Origin of the sequence: Paenibacillus sp. P46E (assembly GCF_001909095.1) — a bacterium.
GTDB classification, from domain to species: Bacteria; Bacillota; Bacilli; order Paenibacillales; family Paenibacillaceae; genus Paenibacillus_AQ; species Paenibacillus_AQ helianthi.
The window spans coordinates 56,041-76,264 of record NZ_LVYZ01000031.1; the positions used below are offsets into that span (position 1 = coordinate 56,041).

The window sequence follows — 20,224 nt, forward strand, 5'->3', positions numbered from 1 at the left end:
CCTGACACTCGCCCGCTGTTACTTTATGCCTGTTTCTTCATGCCGTTAAGAAATAATACTGTTAAGATCTGCCCGCATTTTTTCATTTTGCGCCTTCAGCTCATTCAGTTCCTGCTGCAGCTCCTCAACCTTTGGCTGCCGCCGTGAATGCATGCCGTGCCCATGTCCTCCACGCATGCCGAACATCATGAAGATCATCATTAGTGGACAGACCAGTGTAACTAACCAGGACCAGTTCATCGCTCTACCTCCTCCAGAATTCAGGGTGCTGAGTTCATTATAAAGAGGGGTTGTGAAGAAACTGTGTTGCTGCGTGAATTACCGCATGTGTTGCCGCTTATTTCCCGCCCTTCCACGTATCCTTCAGCGGAACGATGCGGTTGAACACCAGCCGATCTTCACAGGTCAGCTTGTTGTCTACGCAAAAGTAGCCTTGGCGCATAAATTGGAATTTGTCCTCAGACTTAGCATTAGCCGCATAAGGCTCCAGCAGGCAATTCTTCATAAGCTTCATAGAATCGGGATTCAAGTACGCCTCCCAGGTTTCACCTTCTGCCTTGGGGCCATCGTTGTCCTCCAGCAGCTTTTCATACAGATACACTTCCGCCGGTATACCGTGACAGGCCGAGACCCAATGGATGGTGCCTTTCACCTTGCGTCCGCTAAGGGCTCCGCCGCTTCTAGTCAGCGGATCGTAGGTACCGCGGAGCTCGCTGATCTCACCGGTAGCTTCATTTCGAATCACTTCATTACATCTAATGATATAGGCCCCCTTCAGCCGCACTTCGCCGCCCAAAGTCAGCCTGCGGAAACCCGGAGAAGGTTCCTCCATGAAATCTTCACGCTCCATGTAGATCACACCGGAGAACGGCACCGCTCTCTCGCCCAGCTCCGCATTTTCGCTATTATTGGCAAGGGTCAGCCACTCTGTCTCCTCCGCTTCATAATTGGTAATTACGACCTTAAGCGGCTCGAGCACGGCCATAATACTCGGCACAGTGGCCTTTAGATCTTGTCTCAGGCAGTGCTCCAGCATGGAGAAATCCACCATCGTCTGGTTCCTAACCATCCCGATCTCATGGACAAAGCCCTTGATGCTCCCGGGGGTGAAGCCCCGTCTCCGCAGCCCCCGCAAAGTGGGCAGCCGCGGATCATCCCAGCCGTCCACATAGTTCCCCGCCACCAGTGCTCTGAGATATCTCTTGCTGGTGACGACACCCGTCAGGTTGACCCTGCCGAACTCCCTTTGCCGGGGCGCTTCTTCAACACCCAATTCCTCCAGCACCCAATCATAGAGCGGCCGGTGATCCTTGAACTCAAGCGAGCATAAGGAATGGGTAATACCTTCAATGGCATCCTGAATCGGGTGGGCGAAATCATACATCGGATAAATACACCACGCATCCCCTGTACGGTAATGCTCCGCATGAATAATTCTGTACAGCACCGGATCACGCAGATTGATATTAGGTGAAGCCATATTGATTTTGGCCCGCAGCACCCGGGAGCCGGTGGGGTACATCCCTTCTCTCATCCCGCTGAATAACCGGAGATTCTCCTCCACGGACCGTTCCCTGTAAGGGCTGTCCTTCCCCGGTTCCGTAAGTGTACCTCTATAGGCGGTCACCTCTTCCGGTGATAAATCGCAGACATAGGCTTTGCCTTTACGGATCAAGTCCAGCGCGCTGCTGTAGATGCGCTCCGAGTAGTCCGAGCCGTAGTAGATATGCTCTCCCGGACTGCAGCCCAACCATTCGATATCCCGGATGATCGCTTGAACATATTCCATATCCTCTTTGAGCGGATTCGTATCGTCGAAGCGCAGATGAAAGGTTCCGCCATATTTTTGTGCTATCCCGTAATTGGTGTGAATGGCGAACGCACTGCCGATATGCAGATACCCGTTTGGTTCCGGAGGAAACCTTGTGCAGATCCCTCTGCTGTAGATTTCTGCCTCTATATCTTCCCGGATCAGCTTATCCATATAATTCTCCGCTGCCGCGGCTTCCAAGTCGTTACTCATGCCCGAAACCTCCTGTGTATGTGATTACCGCTTTGACGAACCTTTGCCCATGCAAAAAAGAACCTCACCTCCAAGACGTATGGTCTTGGGGACGAGATTCTCGCGGTACCACCCCAGGTTTATTAATATGTCGCCATATTAATCTCATCGAGTACGGCATTGCCGGGCAGGCAAGGCTTATACTCTAGCTCTGTAACAGGAGCTCCTGTCGTACCATCCCCAGCTTCATCAGCCCGTTCCGGTACGCCGCTCAGAGACTTGGTTCAATACACCGTTCTTTGCCCCTTTTCAGCGTCCGGAGCTCTCTGTGAAAGAATGGATCTATCTACTCTTCTCTTCATTGCGTTTCATTATAATTGCTTATATTATTACCAAAAAACAGCCGTAATGTAAAGCAGGCATCAGTCCCCGCTAAGTGCCGCCAGCAGATCCAGCGCTTCCTCATGCTCCGGCTCAAGAACCAGGGCCTGCCGGGTATACTCCAGCGCAGCCTCCAGATCCTCAAGCTCATAGCTGCAGATCGCCAGGCAGTAGAGAACTGTAACCACAGGCTCGTCTTCCGTCTCCTTCAGCGATTGCGTAAGGAAGCGCCGGGAATCCTCATACAGTCCCATCTCGAACAGCAGCAGACCGCTGTCCAGGGCCAAATCGTATTTCTGCGGCATCGGGTAGAAGCCAGTCCACATCCGGTCGATCCCCAGCTTCAGATCGAGAATCTCCTCGTCACTGGCGTCCTCCAGCAGGCTGGAGATCCGCTCCGCACTCTGAATGAACAGCTCCGCGTCATAGCCGCCCAACCGCCAGAAGGCCAGAATCTGCTGCATTCCGATGGTATCAAAATTCTGATCAATCCATAGCTTCAGGCTGAAGAAATCATCCGGACCAAAGCGCTCGATAAATCTGCGGTAGGCCAAGCGGGCCTGGACATGACGCATCGGCTCTTCCAGCATATAGATGCAGCCAACGTTCAGGTTCTTGTAATGATGCTCGGTAAATGAAGATATTGCACCTTTTTGTTCAAAATAACACTCCAGCGCATGATAGTTGGCGGTTAGCGAGATGCTGCCATGATGAATCAGCTTCGGCGGCTCGGCATACTCCCAGTTCTCCGGCCGGTGATCGCCTTTATCGGCGGTCAGCAGCAGGAAGCCCGCCCCGGACAGCGCACTCAGCCGCTCCATACATCCCAGTGCAGCCGCGGGGAAGAGCACATGTGCATCCTCCATCTTTTCCTGATAGAAGGCGATCACATCGCGGTAAGGGTATGAATTCTCTTCGTAGCCCTCTGCACGGCGGTAGTAATATTCCGGGATAAGATCCCTGAGCACCTCTGAAGGGCCCATGGTGGCTGACTGCTCCGGGTACTTCAGGGATACCTCGCATTCATATATTTTCCCTTCATCTACATAGAGCAGCTCCTGCGGGATACTGTCAAAAAAGTAGTTGGCAATGACCATCAGCGGCTGCTCAAGCGTTCCTGGTACAATCACCTTTCCGCTCTGTGTCAAATGCAGCTCTGTATCCGCAACGGCATCAAAACGCGCGAAATCAAGGATACCCTGCTGAGTAAATGGAATCAGGCCGGGATGCTGCTGCCAGCCGGTGATATTTTTCCAGGGAAGGTCGCTCATGACATAGGTAAAAGGAGGCAGGGTCAGCCCTGCATAATCGATCAATTCACACAGCTTCTGCAGTACATGGAACGCAAGGCGTCCTGCCCCCGCACCCAGCTCCAGAATAATCACCGGCTCTGTCGTCTGCCCCATCGCCGCCCGGTCCTGCAGAAAGCCGAAGATCATCTCCGCATAGCCCGTTCCAATCATCGGATTGCTCGTTATATACTGGGGAACCTGGTCGTTCTTCCAGGCTTGCATGCCCAATTCTTCATAATATTTGCGCTGCAGCTCCCATATCGGTGCTTCGCTGAAGCGGTAGCGTTCTTGTCCGCTGTCTGTCATATGTGTATACCCTGCTCTCTGTAATCTTCTGATTGATGCTTACTCCACTATTAAGAATCCATCTTCAAGCGGCCTCTGTCAATTACTGTTTTAGAAAAGCGGGCATCTTCAAACATCCTTACGGCATATATTCTCTATTGAGCAATTGCGATCAGGAAAGGAGCCAGGCCTATGGAATCCGCTAAACATTCAGCGAGTTACCCAAATATCCCCCAGCCGATACGCAGTGACGGCGCAGGCAATGTTGATCTCGGCCCCCGCGATGTGATGCGGGACCGGGAGAACCCGGATATGTTCGTCCCTCCAGTTACAGATAACGGACTCATTCCCAATCTGAAATTTTCTTTTTCCGATGCCCACATGCAGCTGAATCAGGGCGGCTGGTCCAGAGAGGTCACGGCCAGAGAGTTGCCCATTGCCACCACTCTTGCGGCGGTCAACATGAGTCTGACCCCGGGCGGTGTACGGGAGCTGCACTGGCATCAGCAGGCCGAATGGTCCTACATGCTGCTTGGAAGTGCAAGGATTACCGCGGTAGATCAGAATGGCCGGAACTTCATTGCTGACATTGGACCGGGTGATCTGTGGTACTTCCCTCCGGGAATTCCCCATTCCATTCAGGGGCTGGCGGAGGGCTGCGAATTTTTACTTGTTTTTGATGATGGCAGCTTCTCCGATCTCAATACCCTCTCCATCTCCGACTGGTTCGCCCATACCCCAAAAGAGGTGCTGTCCGCTAACTTCGGGGTGCCGCCTTCGGCCTTTGACTATCTCCCGAAGGATCAAGTCTATATCTACCAGGACCAGGTTCCTGGCTCCATACAGAGCCAAAAGGTCCAGTCCCCGTTCGGCGAAATTCCGCTGAGCTTCAAGCATCAGCTGCTGGCCCAGCCCCCACTGAAAACTCCGGGCGGAAGCGTGCGGATTGTGGACAGCTCAAACTTCCCCATCTCCAGGACGATAGCTGCAGCGCTGGTTGAGATCGAGCCGGGGGCGATGCGAGAGCTGCACTGGCATCCGAACAACGATGAATGGCAGTATTATTTAACCGGAGAGGGCCGCATGACTGTTTTTGGCGGCAACGGGGCAGCACGTACGTTCAACTACAGGGCCGGGGATGTCGGTTATGTCCCCTTCGCCTTTGGACATTATATCCAGAATACCGGAACAGAAACCTTATGGTTCCTGGAAATGTTCAAGAGCGACCGCTTCGCCGACGTCTCGCTGAATCAATGGATGGCGCTCACACCTGAGGAACTCGTCAGCAGCAACCTGAACGTGGGGCCTGAGCTGATGGACGCGCTGCGTAAGGTGAAATGGCCTGTCGTTACCTATCCAGGGTACGGCGGCCCGGGGAAATGAAAAGGCCCATGCATAATCGCATGGACCAAGAGTTACATCTTATAGTTTGGTTAACTCGAAGCTGTCAAATGCTGCCCAGTTATTTGCATTGGCGTCAGACCATACGCCCACTTCAATTTGCCCTGTCGTAACTTTTATATTGTCTATTGTATACTTCTGCCAGTAATCCGAAGCGTTAGAAGTAATTTCAGCCGTCACTTCCCTGCCGCCTGTTTTGGAGAACAGATGCAGTGACTTTTGCCCTCCGCTCGAACGTACCCAGGCGCTGAACCTATAAGTGCCATTCGCTACAGCTACCGTTTGTTTGGTTAATTGCTGGTACGCGGTGGACGCCCAATGTGTCAGCTTATAGCTGCCTGTATAGGGGTTGTCCGTATCCGCCGATTGGGCCGGAGTACCTCCATTCCATTGTTCCCAGCCTGTCATCGTCCCTGTTTCCAACCCTGGATTGGTCAAGAGATTACCGGCGGTTGTAGCGGAGGTCGGCTTCACTTCTAGCCAGTTCAAATTCCAGTTGCCCGCAGCGGCATGAATTCTGAGAGTCTGAACGCCGGCATTCAGCGGGACATTGCTCGAAACGGTTGTCCATGTCTGCCATCCGCCCGTATTTGGTACATTGAATGTGGCAAGCGTCGTCGCTCCGTTCTTCAGCTCTATTCCATTCGCCGCACCTGATAGACTTGCTAATCGCAAACTGACTTTGTAAGTTCCTGATACAGGGACGTTCACCCTATAATCCATCCAGTCGTTCTCATCCATATAACCTGTATTTAATCCGCCGTTAATATCTGTCGTCGCTTCCGTATGAACGCCATACATGCTGTTGTAATTTTCCGCTTCGATCACCCCTGGAATTTCTTTGGTGTTAGTCGCGGACGTGTTCAGGCCAAATCCGTATGGAAAGAGAGGCGAATAATTGGCATCATTCGAGTTGACCGGAATTTGCGCCATGCTTCTTGGCCAGGAAAGCGGAAGCTTTCCTGTGAATTCATAATCTCCAAATAACACATCCGAAAGCCCGTTGCCTTCCGTTCCCGGCAGCCAGGCAGCTACGAAAGCAGCCCAATTCGGGAGTTGATTGGTGATTATCATCGGTCGCCCCGAGAGCATGATGACAACCATGGGAACACCGGAACTTTTCACATTGTTCAGCAAGGTAATATCATCCGGGCTCAGTTCCAAATCCGCTATCGGCTGTCCGGTTCCAACATCCCCGACCATTTCAGCGTAAGGATATTCGCCGATAACAACTATTGCCGCATCGTGCCCGGCCGCGCCAGTACCGGTAGATGAATAGGTGACATTGGAGGAATTCGCGACAGCGTTTTGAATGCCTTGCAGGATCGTCGTGCCTGGCGTAATATTGCCCGGAGAGCCCTGCCACGTAATCGTCCACCCTCCAGATTGATAACCAATATCGTTCGCTTTGGTACCGGCTACGAATACTTTCGCCCCTTTGGACAAAGGCAAAATATGGTTTTCGTTCTTAAGCAGCGTCGCCGATTTCCGTACGGCTTCCCGGGCAATCGCACGGTGTTCGGTCCCGCCGAAGGTGCCGCCGCTAATCAAGCTTCTGTCGGTATAAGGCGCTTCAAAGATTCCCGCTTCAAATTTCACACGCAGAATACGGCTGACCGCATCATCAATTCTGTACTGGGATACCTGTCCGGTATTAACAAGATCTTTGAGCGCCGGAATAAACTGCTGCCAGTTATCCGGCTCCATAAACATGTCGATACCCGCATTTACCGTATCCTTTAGGGCACTGGAGTAACTGGAATAGACGCCTTGATTGAACAGTGCATACGTACCATTCCAATCCGAAACGACCATCCCCGTAAAGTTAAGGTTTTGTTTCAGCATATCTGTAATCATGTGGTGATGCGTATGCGCTTTTACATTATTCCATGCAGTGAGTGAGATCATAACCGTTCTTGCACCAGCTGCGACCGATTCACGATACGGCTGAATGTACGGCTCTAATTCCGGTTCGGTTAGGATAACATTGCCCTGGTCGTCACCGTTTACGGTATTGCCATCACCCATCCAATGTTTGATGCTCCCTACTGCTTTGGTTCCTTTCATGAAGCTGTTGTCAGAAGGAAGACCCTGCAAGCCTTCCGTGTAGGCAACGCCCATTTGAGAGACAAGCGAGACATTTTCAGAGAAGCCTTCATAGGTTCTGCCCCATCGGATATCTTGCGGAGCGCACAAGCATGGAGAGAAGTTCCATTGTACCCCTGTCGTTCTGACTTCCTTAGCGGTTGCTGCGGCAACACGCTTCACCAGATCCGTATCCCGGGTTGCCCCCAGACCCGCATTGTGAGGGAAAATCGTCGCCCCATAGACGTTATTATGGCCATGAACCGCGTCAACCCCATAGATGATAGGAATCTGAAGCCGGGTTTGCATCGCGGCAGTCTGAAAAGCATCCACCGTATCCGCCCAGGCAGTTGGAGTATTCGGAGTTGGATTCGAACCGCCTCCACTCAAGACGGAACCGATGAAATGATCTTTTACTTGCGCCGTAGTTGCGGTTAGACGTTCAACCTGAAGCATTTGGCCAATCTTTTCATCCAGCGTCATCCGTGAAATGAGATCCGCTACTCTAGTATCAATGGATCGAGCGGGATCTTGATAAGGCAGTACGTCTGCAGAAACAGTAGTTGGAAACGTCGTTGACAATGAAAATATCATGCAACTGATAAGCGCAATGGAAGCATATTTTCGAAAAATGAAAAATGGCTTAACATGTTTCATACGATCCCTCCTGTTCATGGAGAAGCCCTAACGGTTATTCATACACTCTGAATTCAGAAATCGACCACCAGCTCGCGGAGCTTTGCTTCAAGGTGATCTTAATATAGCGGCCTTCGGTTATCGGGAAGTTGACCGCTACATTAGGACCGGTTCCTTCGCCATTCGCTACCGTTTTCCAGTTCGTATTGTCGTACGACATTTCTACAACAAACTCCCTCGCATAATCATTTGTGCTGGTGCTGGAATCCATGACAATATGGTTAATCCATTGATTAGATCCCATATCTACTGTGAACGACTGTCCATCTGCTTGTGCCGCACCGCTACTCCAACGGTTCACGGTATTTCCGTCCAGGACATTTGCCGCTGAACTGCCCGATTCTGTTAAAGATGCAGAGGCGGTCCACCCCGTACGGTTCCTCTCCAGTTCACCGTAAACGTTCAGTTCTGCGATTGTCCACCAATTGGACGCGTTGCCCGTCTGAACGACTTTCAAATAACGTGCGGTCTGCGGAGCGAAATCCACAAGAACCGAAGGGCTGCTGCCGGTTCCGCTTGCTACAGTCGTCCACGCCGAAGCATCAGCGGACACCTGAATTTGATACCCTCTCGGATAATCGGTCGTATGAGTTCCTGCATCGATTAATACACGATTAAACGTTTCGGCCCGCCCGAAATCCACTTGGTAATACTGGCCGTTCGTTTGCCCGGCACCGCTGGCCCACCAGGTGGAACCGCTGCCGTCAATACCTCTGGAAGCAACGTTGCCAGAAGGGTCCGACGACGATGCTGTGGCGGTCCAGCCCGCTTTACTGAGCATCTGCTCGTTATAAATATGGAACTCGGCGATCGACCACCAATCGGGACTGGTGCCGGTTTGGATAACACGCACATACTGTGCATACTGCGGCGTGAAGGTTATCGCCTGCTTCCAGCCAAAGCCCTTGCCACTCTTCACCGTCGTCCAGTTCGTCCCGTCATTGGATACCTGGATATCATAACCTCTCGGATAATCCCACTTTTCTGTAGACTTTGTTTCGAACGAAATCTGGTCAAACACCTTCTTCGATCCCATATCCACCTGGAACCACTGACCGTTCGCCTGCGACGCCCCGGTGCTCCAACGGGTGCTTGCACTCCAATCAAGCGCATTGGAAGGAGAACTGCCGGGCTCCGTGGAAGAAGCATTTGCCGTCCAGCCTGTTTGGTCAAGCGGTACGGTTGCCATCCATGGATCACCCTTGGCGAACTTTTTCACCGTGTTGATAAAGCTGGTATTCGGTTGGAAGTTGCTTGTTGCAAATTGCTGCAGCTTTGATGTAATCGTGGACGCGGAATCATTATTGATGACTGGTACCGGTGCAGAGTTGCTGTTATACAATCCCCAGTAGCCGCCAACGCCTTCATTCATATCGCCTTTAACCTTGTACGTCCAGTTCGTCCAGTTCGCATGAATGGCGTTCAGCCCGCCCATCCATTTAGACCATACATCATCGTAATGATAGAGCGAATATTCGCCGAGCAATACAGGGACATCCCAATCCTTTTGCTTGACCGCCATCGATTGTATTTTATCTTCGGCCAATGTGTTTTGCGCGGTCCAATCTTTCCCGTTTGGCATATCGTACGGATGTACCTCATATACAACGTTCGTCCAGCCTTTGACGCTTGGCGGTACAATATTACCCCAGTCAAAGAAGGCCGCAATGTAAATCGTATGATCAGGATCGATGCCCCGGACGGTGTCATACATGCGATCGTAGAAATCCACTTTCTGATTCACATCGTCCGTATCTTCGCCATAATCAATTAATGGCTCATTCATAAGATCATAGCCTGCAATGGCGGGGTTATTTTTGTATCTGCTCGCGATCTTTTCCCAGATATCGACAACCCAATCCTGGTACGTCGTATTGGTCCAGAATTCATTAGGATTCGGTCCAGAGCGTCCACAGCTGGCAAAAGGACAGTTTCCGCCTGGCAGCGTGTGAAGATCCAGCAAGACATAAATATTTCTGGAGGCGGCTTCACTTACCAGCCAGTCGATCTTCGTCCAAGCATTGGCTTTCCAGGTGCCGTCTTCATGGAGGAGCTCGTTCCAGCCGATCGGGAGACGGATCATGTTGAAGCCCATGTTCTCGACATTGTCCAGGTCACCGGACTGAATCCATGTATCTTGATGCGTTGTGACAATGGTTTCTGCCGCAGCAGCGCCAAAACGTTGTTTGTACGTGGAGTTCATCGACAGATCGTCGTTATTCAGAAAGACGTTCATCTCTCCGATGGACCACCAGTTCGTGGAGGTGCCCGTCTGTGTAATTTTAATGTAACGCGCAGTTACGGCTGGAAAGTTAATCGGTGTTGCTTTGCGGCGTCCTTGGCCGCTTGCTGCTGTAGTCCAGTTGGTCCCGTCCTTGGATACCTGGACGGTATAACCGACCGGGTAATCCTGCTCAGAGGTTGAATTCTTTTCGGTATCCAGAATGATTTGATTAATTGGGATGCTTGCCCCCATATCGGTCTGAAACCATTGACCATTCGACTGGGCCGCGCCGGTTGTCCACCGTGTACTTGCATTTCCATCCTTAACATTGCCAGGTGTCGTGCCAGAACCGCTGGAGGATGCGGAGACCGACCATCCCGTTCTTTCCAAAGCGTTGTTGGAGAAAAGCGAGACGTCAGCAATCGACCACCAGCTAGAGCTGCTTCCGGTTTGTACAATTCTGACATAGCGCATATAGGAGGACCACCAAAATTCCGCAACCGTAATCCGCGAGTTTCCGTAAGCGCTTGCATATTTGGTCCAGTTAATTCCGTCTGCTGAGCCAAGAACCTCATAGCTGCGCGGATAATCGCCTGCAGATAACGGCCCGGCATCTATAACTACCTTGCTTATATCCTGACCTGATCCCAGATCCATTTGAAGCCATTGTCCGTTGGTCTGCGCAGCCCCGCTCGTCCAGCGGGTATTCACATCTCCGTCAAGCGCATTAGCTGCAGTAGTGCCCGCTCCCGTTGAGGATGCCGTTGCCTTAAGGCTCGCATTGTTCATAGTTGGATCTGAGAATACATTAAACTCTGCCACGGACCACCAATTGGAAGAGCTTGATCCGGTCTGAACCACCCGGATATACTGTGCCACCTGTGGTATGAAACGAATAACCGTATTTTGTACCGTGCCTGAACCCGTTGCGACGTCTCTCCAGTTCGTACCATCATTCGATACGAGTACCTGGTAACTTACCGGATATTCTCCCGTGAAGCCTGCTGCATTGACATATATGCGGTTGAAATAACCCGTATATCCCATATTCACCTGGAACCATTGACCGTTAGTCTGAGCGGATGCTGTTTTCCAGCTCGTTGTCTGGTCGCCGTCAATCGCATTTCCGGCGTTAGAACTGTTGATTGAAGCCGAAGCGATCCAGCCTGTCCGATCGAAGGCAAATTCCCCGGCAGGCGACATCCAATCCTCAAAGTTCAACCACCCTCCGAAGTTTGTCCCCCTTAGAGTCACAACGTCCCCGGAACCAGAGTTGTTTTTAATAAATTTGCCGTCCGTTTTCAAGAAACTGCTTGATGCGAGCGCAGCTTCAGCCCTCTCAGCTCTTGGCAAAACAATAAGGAACTCCAGTGCGAGAATCAAAGCTAAGAAGAGTGGAAGGCCCCGTTTCTTCATCATCATTTTTCCTCCTAGTAGTCATTCTTTTTCTTAAAATAACCTGACTTGGTAACACCGGTAATCCCCCGCCCCAAAAAAGCGTTTACATTTTTCCAGTGTACATAAATCACCTTCTTCTCCTTTTTTTTCTATTATAGAAAAAAAAGAAATGTAAATCTTTTGATCATATTAGCATCCGCAGATGTACAATATTGACAATGTAATTCATCCCGCTCTTAAAAATGGGGAGTTCCATATGCTACGAAATGGCTACTTGGTACAGCCCTTGTTTTTGGAGTCGGACAAACGTTGTGCTCCGTGAGCACGCTCCGCGAACGGACCGTTGTTCCAATCGCTCTTGTTTCCAGATTTTTTTCATTCCCCTTAGCGGTGAAAATCCGGACACAAAGGCGAACGCTATCGCTTTTCCACAATCGTTCCGTCCTCTCCGGTGTTTAAGCGGGAAATGGATCTACAATCTTCAAAAAAACGCAAAAAAACCATTCTTTGGTAAAATGGAGTTACCACACAACCATTTCATAAGGAGAGTATTCCCGAAAACCACCTCGTTCGTGTCGTTAACGCCGCCGTAACCAATGACCAAAAACGCAGAGCAGCGATCCTCCAATAACGGAGGATCGCTGCTCTGTTGACTTTTTAGGTTTTTGAAAAAGGGAGAGGTCTGTCTCTGCTCGTAAAAAATCCACTTATGGGACAGCCCCATTGGCTCACACTTTCTTATCTTCCAACCCCAATCCATTCCATAGCGATCGGCTGCTCCAGCACCTTGATGACAATCCGGTTATTCCCGTGAAGAAGTGGATGAGGATCAGCCGTTCTAATCGTATGCCATGAGCCTCCAGTGACAGGGAGAATGACAGAAATGCCATCATTGATGGTAATTTCGACCTTTGATTGTTTATCGCCCATTCCGCAAACACGCAATGAAACCAGATGTCCTTCACCATGATGGGGTACATGATTCACCTCATAAGCCAGCCATTCATGAGGTCTTACATACACATGCATCCATTCATCCTCAGCCCAATCCTCACCCCGCATATGCTGGAAGTTAGCAAGCTTGCGGTTCCCCGATGTAAACCGGATATCGGTTCCATCCGAATCCCGGAAGCCTAATTCCCGTTCGACGAATGCCCCGACATGATAGCTGATGCCTTGTCCTTTATATCCATAGAAAATAGCAGGGATGCGAACCGGAGGCCGTAATAGCAGGGAGTGAACGATCTCCGGAAGGTAGACGCAACGATCCAAGGACAGATTCGCGAGGTATTCCTCTAATATTTGTTCAGCATCAGCCGCTTCCGGTTTCGCTCCGCCTTCGAGATAGCCGATAAGCTTCCCCCATCCATCCGGCATCCTAACCGAACAAGGCGAGTTGGTCGTATCGAGCTTCTTCCATGTCCAGAAGTTCCAGGAAATATCGTGATCCTCATATAAGCGAAAAGCGCCGGTATACCACTCGATGTTGTTCTCTCCCCCTTCGCCCATATAGATCGGCACATCCCACTCCGTGCGTTTGTCCAGAAACTCCTGAATGCTCTCTGTGTCCGGACTATTCCAATACTTATGGAACTGCAGCATCAGGTTGTCATCCGGCTTCTCATCAAAAATGGACCAGTCTGTCGCCCAGTGGACCCCCTCCAAAATAATCATGTGCTTGTCATCGACTTCACGAATAGCGCGAATGATATCGTTATATAACGGCATAACTAGGCTATTATAGGCCGAGAACCATTCCGGCAGCGGCTCATTCAGCAAATCGTACCCCGCGACAATCCATTTATCCTTATAGCGTCCGGCGAGCATGCGCCAAATCCCGATCGTACGCAGCCGGTTGTCTGCATCGGTGAATAGCTCCGGTTTGTCGTTCGGGGAATCGTCAATATTTGTGCCTGTCTGCCCGCCCGGCGCACCGTGAAGATCCAGTATCGCATACACGCGATGGGCTTCACACCAGCCGATGACACGATCCAGCAAAACAAGATGGTCCTCATCATAACGCTCTGTATCTCCGTCATACAAAAAACGCGAATTTATCGGAATTCGGACGGAGTTAAAGCCTTCCGCAGCAATCCGCTGAATATCCGCTTCCGTGATGTACCTGTTGTAGTATTCTTTCCAGAAATCCCTCGCCTTTTCTTCACCGATCAAGTCGCGTATCATTTGTTCGATCCGGCGAGGGCGATCTCCCTGACCGGGGAATCGCCACATGTATCCCTCCGGAAGCAGCCAATTGCCAAAGCCAACACCGCGCAGCAACAGTTCCTCACCATGACCATTCACAATTTTCGGGCCTTTTGCCTTAACAAATCCACTGACTTTGTTCATTCTTATCCGCTGCTCCTTCTCTCTGGCAAGAATTAACCCTTTACCGCCCCATCTGCGATCCCGTTCAAAATATACTTCTGTAGAAGCAGGTAAAAAATGATAACAGGCAGCATAGCCATAACGAGCGAGGCCAGAATACCCGACCAGTCGTTGTTGCCATACTGGCCGAACAGCATATTGGTGGACAGCAGCAGCGTATACGAGTCGCTGTCTGTCAGCATCAGAAGAGGAAGCAGAAAGTCATTCCACATCCACAATAAATTCAAAATGGCGTTGGTCGCTGTAATAGGCAGAAGTAATGGGAAAATGACGACAAAAAACAGACGGAAATCGCCGCAGCCGTCCATCACTGCCGCTTCATCCAAATCACGCGGAATGGATTTCACGAAGCCATGGTACAGAAAAATCGCGAAGGATACGCCTAAGCCAATATAAATGAGGCCAAGTCCAAGGATCGAGCCCTGAACGTGAAGCTCTCTCGTTATTTTGGTGAGCGTAATCATGGTCGAATGGAACGGAATAAGCATCGACAGAATGAATAGACTGAATAAAAAGCGGCTTAACCGGCCCGGCGTTCTGGACAATTTATAGCCTGCCATGGACGAAAATAGGATAATTCCCAGAAGGCCAACTGCAGCAATTACCGCCGTGTTGCCCAAACTTCTCCAAAAGTTGATTTTGTCTATGGCCGCGGCGTAATTGCTAAATTGAAAGGAAGCGGGAGCCGCTAAAACATCGTTCAGCAGCTCGCCGTCTGTTTTGAATGAATTAAGGACACCCATGTAAATAGGAAATAACGTAATGACAGAACCGGCAAGAAGGACCAGGAGGATGAAGCCTGACCTCCAGTTGCGCCCTCTGATCATGCTTCCACCTCCCGCTTCTTCATAATGGCAAGCTGAATGAAAGTGATCGCCATGACGACCAGGAACAAAATCATCGCCTTGGCACTGGCATAACCGTAACGGTTGCTTTGCGAGAAAGCCTCATCAAATATATTCAGCGCAATGACTTGGGTCGCACGGCCAGGTCCTCCCTTGGTCAAAGCGAACACGGCTTCAAATACCTTGAACGAGCTGTTTAGCGTCAAGAATACACCGATCGTAATCGCGGGGAGAATCATAGGCATTGTAATGTAACGCAAGGTTTGCCAGCCGCCGGCGCCATCGATAGCGGCCGCTTCTTTTACATGGTCGGGAATATTTTGCAGCGCCGCTATATAGATGACCATCAGATAGCCAACGCCTCCCCAAAGCGACAAGATGATAATCGCAATGAAGGATAAGCGCGGATCCCCAATCCAGGACTGATCCAGAAATAACAGACCCGTTCGACCAGCCAGATCAGGCAGCACTTTGGTAAAAATAAAGAGCCACATCATCCCCCCGATAATGAGACTGATCATGTTGGGCATAAAAAAGATCGTGCGGAATAGCGATTTCGTTTTTCGCCGCGATTCAATGAGAACAGCCAGCATGATGGCAAAGACATTTTGCAGAATGACCATGGCAATGACATACTTCAAGGTAAAGCCTATCGATTTCAGGAAGTTCTCATCCTCCATCAGTGCTTCCCGGTAATTAGCCAATCCAATGAACGAATACGCAGGATTGACGCCATTCCAATCCGTCATGCTGTACCAGATCCCGCCAAAGGCGGGGGCTAGTACGAAGAATGCATAAAAGACTAGAGCTGGAAGAACGAATGCCAGGAGGATGACCGTTCGTTTCGTTATAGGGTTGCCTGCCACCTTGGCTTCACTCCTTAGTCACCTTATTATGTGATTACTTGGCTGTCACTTGAATCGCTTTTACCCAAGTATTGTCCATCGTCTTGATGAATTGGTCCTTTGTCACCGTCTTGCTATAGTAGCTTTGAAGCTGCTTCGCCTGCTCATCCGTAACGCCGTTCGGCAGCTTCAGGTCCTGATAAGCCTTTCCTTCAGAAACATAGCTCATTGCTTCATCAATCCAAGGGAACGATTTATAGGTATGGACCGAGGAAATCGGATTGAATTTAAGTTTTTCGAACAGAGCGGAAGAATCCGTATCGTCAAGCATGTAGTTCAGCAAATCAAGCGCAACGTCTTTATGGTCACTATCCGGCGATACGGCGAGCGATGTCGAAGCCGACAGATTGATCATCGTTCCACTTGGATCATTGCTTACGGGCAGCGGAGCTACTCCAAACTCCATGTCCGGATTTGTCTTTTGAATCGAATCTGCCATCCAAGGTCCCTGAACCCACATGGCCGCCTTACCATTCGCAAAATCTGCAGCGCCTGCCGCACTGCCGGCCTCAAATGGTTTAGCCGTGCCATTCGACATAATCAAATCAATGATATTGAAAATATCCGCCACATCTGCATAAGAGGCTTCGCCCTTATTCATTTTGTCGACCCAATCCGGATGCTCGGAATTCACAATACCGCCGAGAGATAGTGCAGTCATTAACTGGGGAACCCATGCTTCCTGAAAGGCTAATTCGAAAGCCGGGATATTTTTGGACTTCAGCGCTTCAACCACTTTTTTCATTTCATCCAGCGTTTGCGGAGGCGTCAGACCATTATCGCTGAATATTTTTTTGTTATACAGATATCCCCAAGCAAGGCTTTCGAGCGGGAGAACGGGAACTTTACCGTCATAGGTGACGGTCTGCTTGACACTGTCGAAAAGCTTGCTAACTGCCGGCTGATCCGACAGATCCGTCAAATAGCCTGCATTATAATAGGTCGGAATGTCGTTAGCATGAATGGCAAATACATCGGGTGCATCATTTGAAGCCAAGCGGGTTTGCAGAATTTGTTTCGCCTGGTCGGCGTTTGGAGTTTCAAGCTTGATGATCACTTCGATGTTCTTTTCCTTCAGTTCCTTGGCTTTAAACTGTTCGAAGTATTGGTCGAACTGGTCTTTGAATTGCGGCAAGGTCAGAAATACTTTGAGTTCCACTTTCTTGGCAGGTTCTGCCTTTGCCACCGTCTCAGCTGCATCGTTGTCATTGGATGCTGACGTGTTGCCCTTGCTGTTCCCCGAACCGCATGCCGCAAGTATGGATAGCATGAGAATCAGTACGACGGACAGGTGAAACGTTTTCTTCATGTTCGATCCCCCCTTGAGTGAGTTGCATCTTCAGTATAAAGAAAACGATTGCAAGGGTCTTTCCAGCATTTTAGCATCCTGATTTGCATTATTTTGATGCCGGACCTACTTTCTTAAATTGCCGGGAGGAATTCCATAATGCTTCTTAAACACCCGGTAAAAATAAGCGATATCCGAATAACCCGTCATCTCCGATGCCCGTTTAATCGAGACACCTTCTTTTACAATTAAATCCCTCGCCTTCTCCATACGTAACCGTAAAATAGCATCCGAAATATTCTCGCCGGTGCCTGCCTTGTATGCCCGGCTTAAATGCTCCTTACTAATAGCAAAAGCCTTCGCAATCGTTTCCAACGATATAGCATCCTGATAATATTTATGAACATAGGCCTTCACTTCACCGATATTCAGCCTGGTTCTCGTCTGGCGTATGTCTTGCACGATTGTGATCACAGCTGTATACAAATCCGCCAATTCCTTAGCTGCATCCAAGAGGGAGGACTGGCGGATCCGTTCGCGGTATTCTCCTACATCCATTACAAGCTCCGAAAGCTGAAATTCATCCTTAGCCAGAAGCTCCTCTAATATCGTAATAAAATCATAGGCAAGCTTAATCGGCATCTTCCTTCTCGCCGCCTCATCCTGAAGAGACTGGCTAAGATATAGAGCCAGTTGCGTAAAGGCATGTTCTGCCGCACGGCTATTCAAATCCAGCAAATGTCCGTAAATCAGCTTGCGATAGGACAAATACCGATCCTGTATGGCAGCATCCAGCTGGAACGAGATCGTAGGCGCGACGTTCATGCCCGACATCATTTCCGTATTCAATTGTTCTACGCACTGGGACAGGGAAGCGTTAAGCTCCTCCGGATGGATCGGCTTGAGCATGTAATTAATCGCTCTGGATTGAATAGCTTGTTTTAAATATACAAAATCATCATAACCGCTCATGACAAGTATTTTAATAGACGGAAATTGATCGTGAATGGTTTGAAGAAGCTCTACCCCTTCCAAACCCGGCATGCGCATATCGGTAATAACAATATGAGGCATGGCCTCTGCAATGAATTGGACTCCTTGATAGCCATCTTCCGCTTCGCCCGCGATCATCAGGCCTAGTCTGTCCCACTCTCCCAACGACTTAACCACCTGCCTAGACCAAGGCTCATCATCCATAATCAGCACGTTATACATCACGAATCCCTCCTCTCTGTCTCCTTGTTGTCAGCATAGGGCAATTTCATAAGTATGAGGGTGCCTGCCATGGATTTACTAAACATGCGGATACCGTAGGCTTCTCCAAAATGCAGTCGAAGCCGCGTATGAACATTACGAAGCCCGATACTTCTACGGCGCCGCGGCCCTGGGAGATTAACGGATGACTCATCGGTGTCACTGCCGTTTCTCAAACCGGCACGAAGGAGCGCTAGTTTCTCCGGCAACACCCCAACACCATCGTCCTTGATCATTACAATGACCCTTTTATCAATCAGCAGAATTCTGATATGCAGATGCCAAGCCCCTTCTTTGGCTTGCAGCCCATGCTCGAAGGCATTCTCCACCAGCGGCTGCAAAATGAATTTTGGCACCAGGCAATCCATCACTTCCTGATCCGTTTCGATGACCGTATGGCATCTGCCGGCGAACCGCTGTTCCTGGATGAACAAATAATTGCGGGTATGGGTCATTTCATCCTGAAGGGAAACCATTTCATTCTCAGATCTAATGGAATATCGCAATAAGTCCCCCATTATCCTCGTGATCTGATAGATTTCAGGAGCCTGCTTGACGAGAGCCATCCCGCCGATCAGATTGAGCGTATTATTGAGGAAGTGGGGATTAATTTGAGCCTGGAGTGCCAGGAGCTGCGCATTTTTAACTTCAATTTGATATTGATATTCGTGCTCGATTAATTCTTTAATTCTGTGCATCATCAGGTTGTAACCATGCTGCAGCAGACCAATCTCGTCAAAGCTTTTAACCGATTTCATTTCGAAGCTCTGTAACTGCGCCTTTCGCATCGTCCTGGCCAGACTAATAATTGGCCGTGTAATCCGTAAGGAGAATAGGATAGAAAGAAGGATGGAAGCGGTTACAAATATACCGCCGGTCAGCATTCCTGCTCGAATCGTGGGAGAGGCGCTTGCCTTTACGGTAGACAGAGGGATCACCTTCACGACGGTCAATTGTCCGTCTCCAATCCGCTCCATGAAGTAAAAATATTGTTCACTCTGATGGGATACAAGTTCGTTCGCAGGTATGTCCATCGTATGCAGTACGTCCAATACCTCGGATGAAGCAATTCGCTGTGTTGATCCTGACAGAAGCTCACCTTCATCGTTCATCAAGAACACGTAGCTATCCGCTTCCGATTGCAAGATATGAACAACTTCCTGCCAAACTTTATTATGAATGCCAACCGATATCCCTCCCAAAAACATCTTATCCGGAAATCGGTTAATACTATGAAAGGCGTTAATCCCTTCTGGTGTCTGTTTAAAATACATGCTTACAGGCTCCTTGGCGGTTCTACGCCAGGCATTTCCTTGAATATTGAGAGGCCGAATGGTTCCACTATCTGCATAACTCACGGATAACGCCTTCTCGGTAGAGTGACTGTAGAGGGTGAGACGGTCAATCTTTCGCGCATTGGAGAAAAATGTTGTTATGAGCATGTCTCGTAATCTTTCATGGTTCTGTGACTGAGTATCACTGTTCATGTCATCGAGACCCGCCGTCATCTTGTAAATCAACTCCTTGTTAATTTGGAGAGTATAGAACAGGACATCAATCTGATCAATTAATTCACTTAAATATTGATCCGCCCACAGCATTCTAGATTCATTAGCACCGATCATTTCCTTCTCCACTGACTCACGAGTGTTTATCGTCGCAATCCAGGTAACCGTGACAACCGGAAGCGTAGTCAGACAGGTCATGAGGATCATAAGCCGAAAACGCAGACTGATTCGCTTCATAAACGCCTCCCCCAACCTGTGTATAAAATGCCTTA

Annotated in this window: 12 protein-coding genes and 1 other annotated feature; of the genes, 1 reads left to right on the plus strand and 11 read right to left on the minus strand. The window is 49.7% G+C overall.

Annotated elements, in window-relative coordinates:
* Positions 1-45: 45 nt before the first annotated feature.
* From A3849_RS08650 to A3849_RS08660, 3 genes are all read right to left on the minus strand, one after another.
* A complete protein-coding gene (locus tag A3849_RS08650; RefSeq protein ID WP_074111047.1) occupies positions 46-240 on the minus strand; it encodes a DUF2933 domain-containing protein in 195 nt (64 codons plus the stop codon).
* 97 nt (positions 241-337) lie between these two features.
* Positions 338-2,023 carry a glutamine--tRNA ligase/YqeY domain fusion protein gene (locus A3849_RS08655; RefSeq protein ID WP_074111048.1) on the minus strand — a complete coding sequence of 562 codons (1,686 nt, stop codon included), beginning with the start codon at positions 2,021-2,023 and terminating at the stop codon, positions 338-340.
* 84 nt (positions 2,024-2,107) lie between these two features.
* Positions 2,108-2,373, minus strand: a binding site (T-box leader).
* 51 nt (positions 2,374-2,424) lie between these two features.
* Positions 2,425-3,981 carry a tetratricopeptide repeat protein gene (locus tag A3849_RS08660; RefSeq protein WP_074111049.1) on the minus strand — a complete coding sequence of 519 codons (1,557 nt, stop codon included), beginning with the start codon at positions 3,979-3,981 and terminating at the stop codon, positions 2,425-2,427.
* A 171-nt stretch (positions 3,982-4,152) separates the two neighbouring features.
* On the opposite strand from A3849_RS08660, the gene A3849_RS08665 reads away from it, so the two are divergent.
* Positions 4,153-5,343: an oxalate decarboxylase family bicupin gene (locus A3849_RS08665; RefSeq protein WP_074111050.1), complete on the plus strand. Its 1,191-nt coding sequence runs from the start codon at positions 4,153-4,155 to the stop codon at positions 5,341-5,343.
* Positions 5,344-5,382: 39 nt separating this feature from the next.
* On the opposite strand, the gene A3849_RS08670 is transcribed toward A3849_RS08665, so the two are convergent.
* The 8 genes from A3849_RS08670 to A3849_RS08710 form a co-directional block, all read right to left on the minus strand.
* Entirely contained in the window at positions 5,383-8,103 is a 2,721-nt protein-coding gene (locus tag A3849_RS08670) for a glycoside hydrolase family 3 N-terminal domain-containing protein (RefSeq protein WP_074111051.1), read from the minus strand.
* Positions 8,104-8,137: 34 nt separating this feature from the next.
* The gene (locus A3849_RS08675; RefSeq protein WP_218619219.1) at positions 8,138-11,785 is read right to left on the minus strand and encodes a discoidin domain-containing protein; all 3,648 of its coding nucleotides are present in this window, start codon (positions 11,783-11,785) and stop codon (positions 8,138-8,140) included.
* Positions 11,786-12,502: 717 nt separating this feature from the next.
* Positions 12,503-14,113, minus strand: a complete 1,611-nt coding sequence (locus tag A3849_RS08685) for a cellulase family glycosylhydrolase (protein ID WP_074111054.1) — start codon at positions 14,111-14,113, stop codon at positions 12,503-12,505.
* A gap of 32 nt (positions 14,114-14,145) precedes the next feature.
* A complete protein-coding gene (locus A3849_RS08690; protein WP_074111091.1) occupies positions 14,146-14,976 on the minus strand; it encodes a carbohydrate ABC transporter permease in 831 nt (276 codons plus the stop codon).
* A complete protein-coding gene (locus A3849_RS08695; RefSeq protein WP_143191768.1) occupies positions 14,976-15,863 on the minus strand; it encodes a carbohydrate ABC transporter permease in 888 nt (295 codons plus the stop codon). The genes A3849_RS08690 and A3849_RS08695 overlap by 1 nt, the downstream gene beginning before the upstream one ends.
* A 34-nt stretch (positions 15,864-15,897) precedes the next feature.
* Entirely contained in the window at positions 15,898-17,211 is a 1,314-nt protein-coding gene (locus A3849_RS08700; RefSeq protein ID WP_074111055.1) for an ABC transporter substrate-binding protein, read from the minus strand.
* Positions 17,212-17,316: 105 nt separating this feature from the next.
* A complete protein-coding gene (locus A3849_RS08705) occupies positions 17,317-18,405 on the minus strand; it encodes a response regulator transcription factor (protein WP_074111056.1) in 1,089 nt (362 codons plus the stop codon).
* A complete protein-coding gene (locus A3849_RS08710; protein WP_074111057.1) occupies positions 18,405-20,189 on the minus strand; it encodes a sensor histidine kinase in 1,785 nt (594 codons plus the stop codon). Before A3849_RS08710 ends, A3849_RS08705 begins: the two co-directional genes overlap by 1 nt.
* Positions 20,190-20,224: the final 35 nt, after the last annotated feature.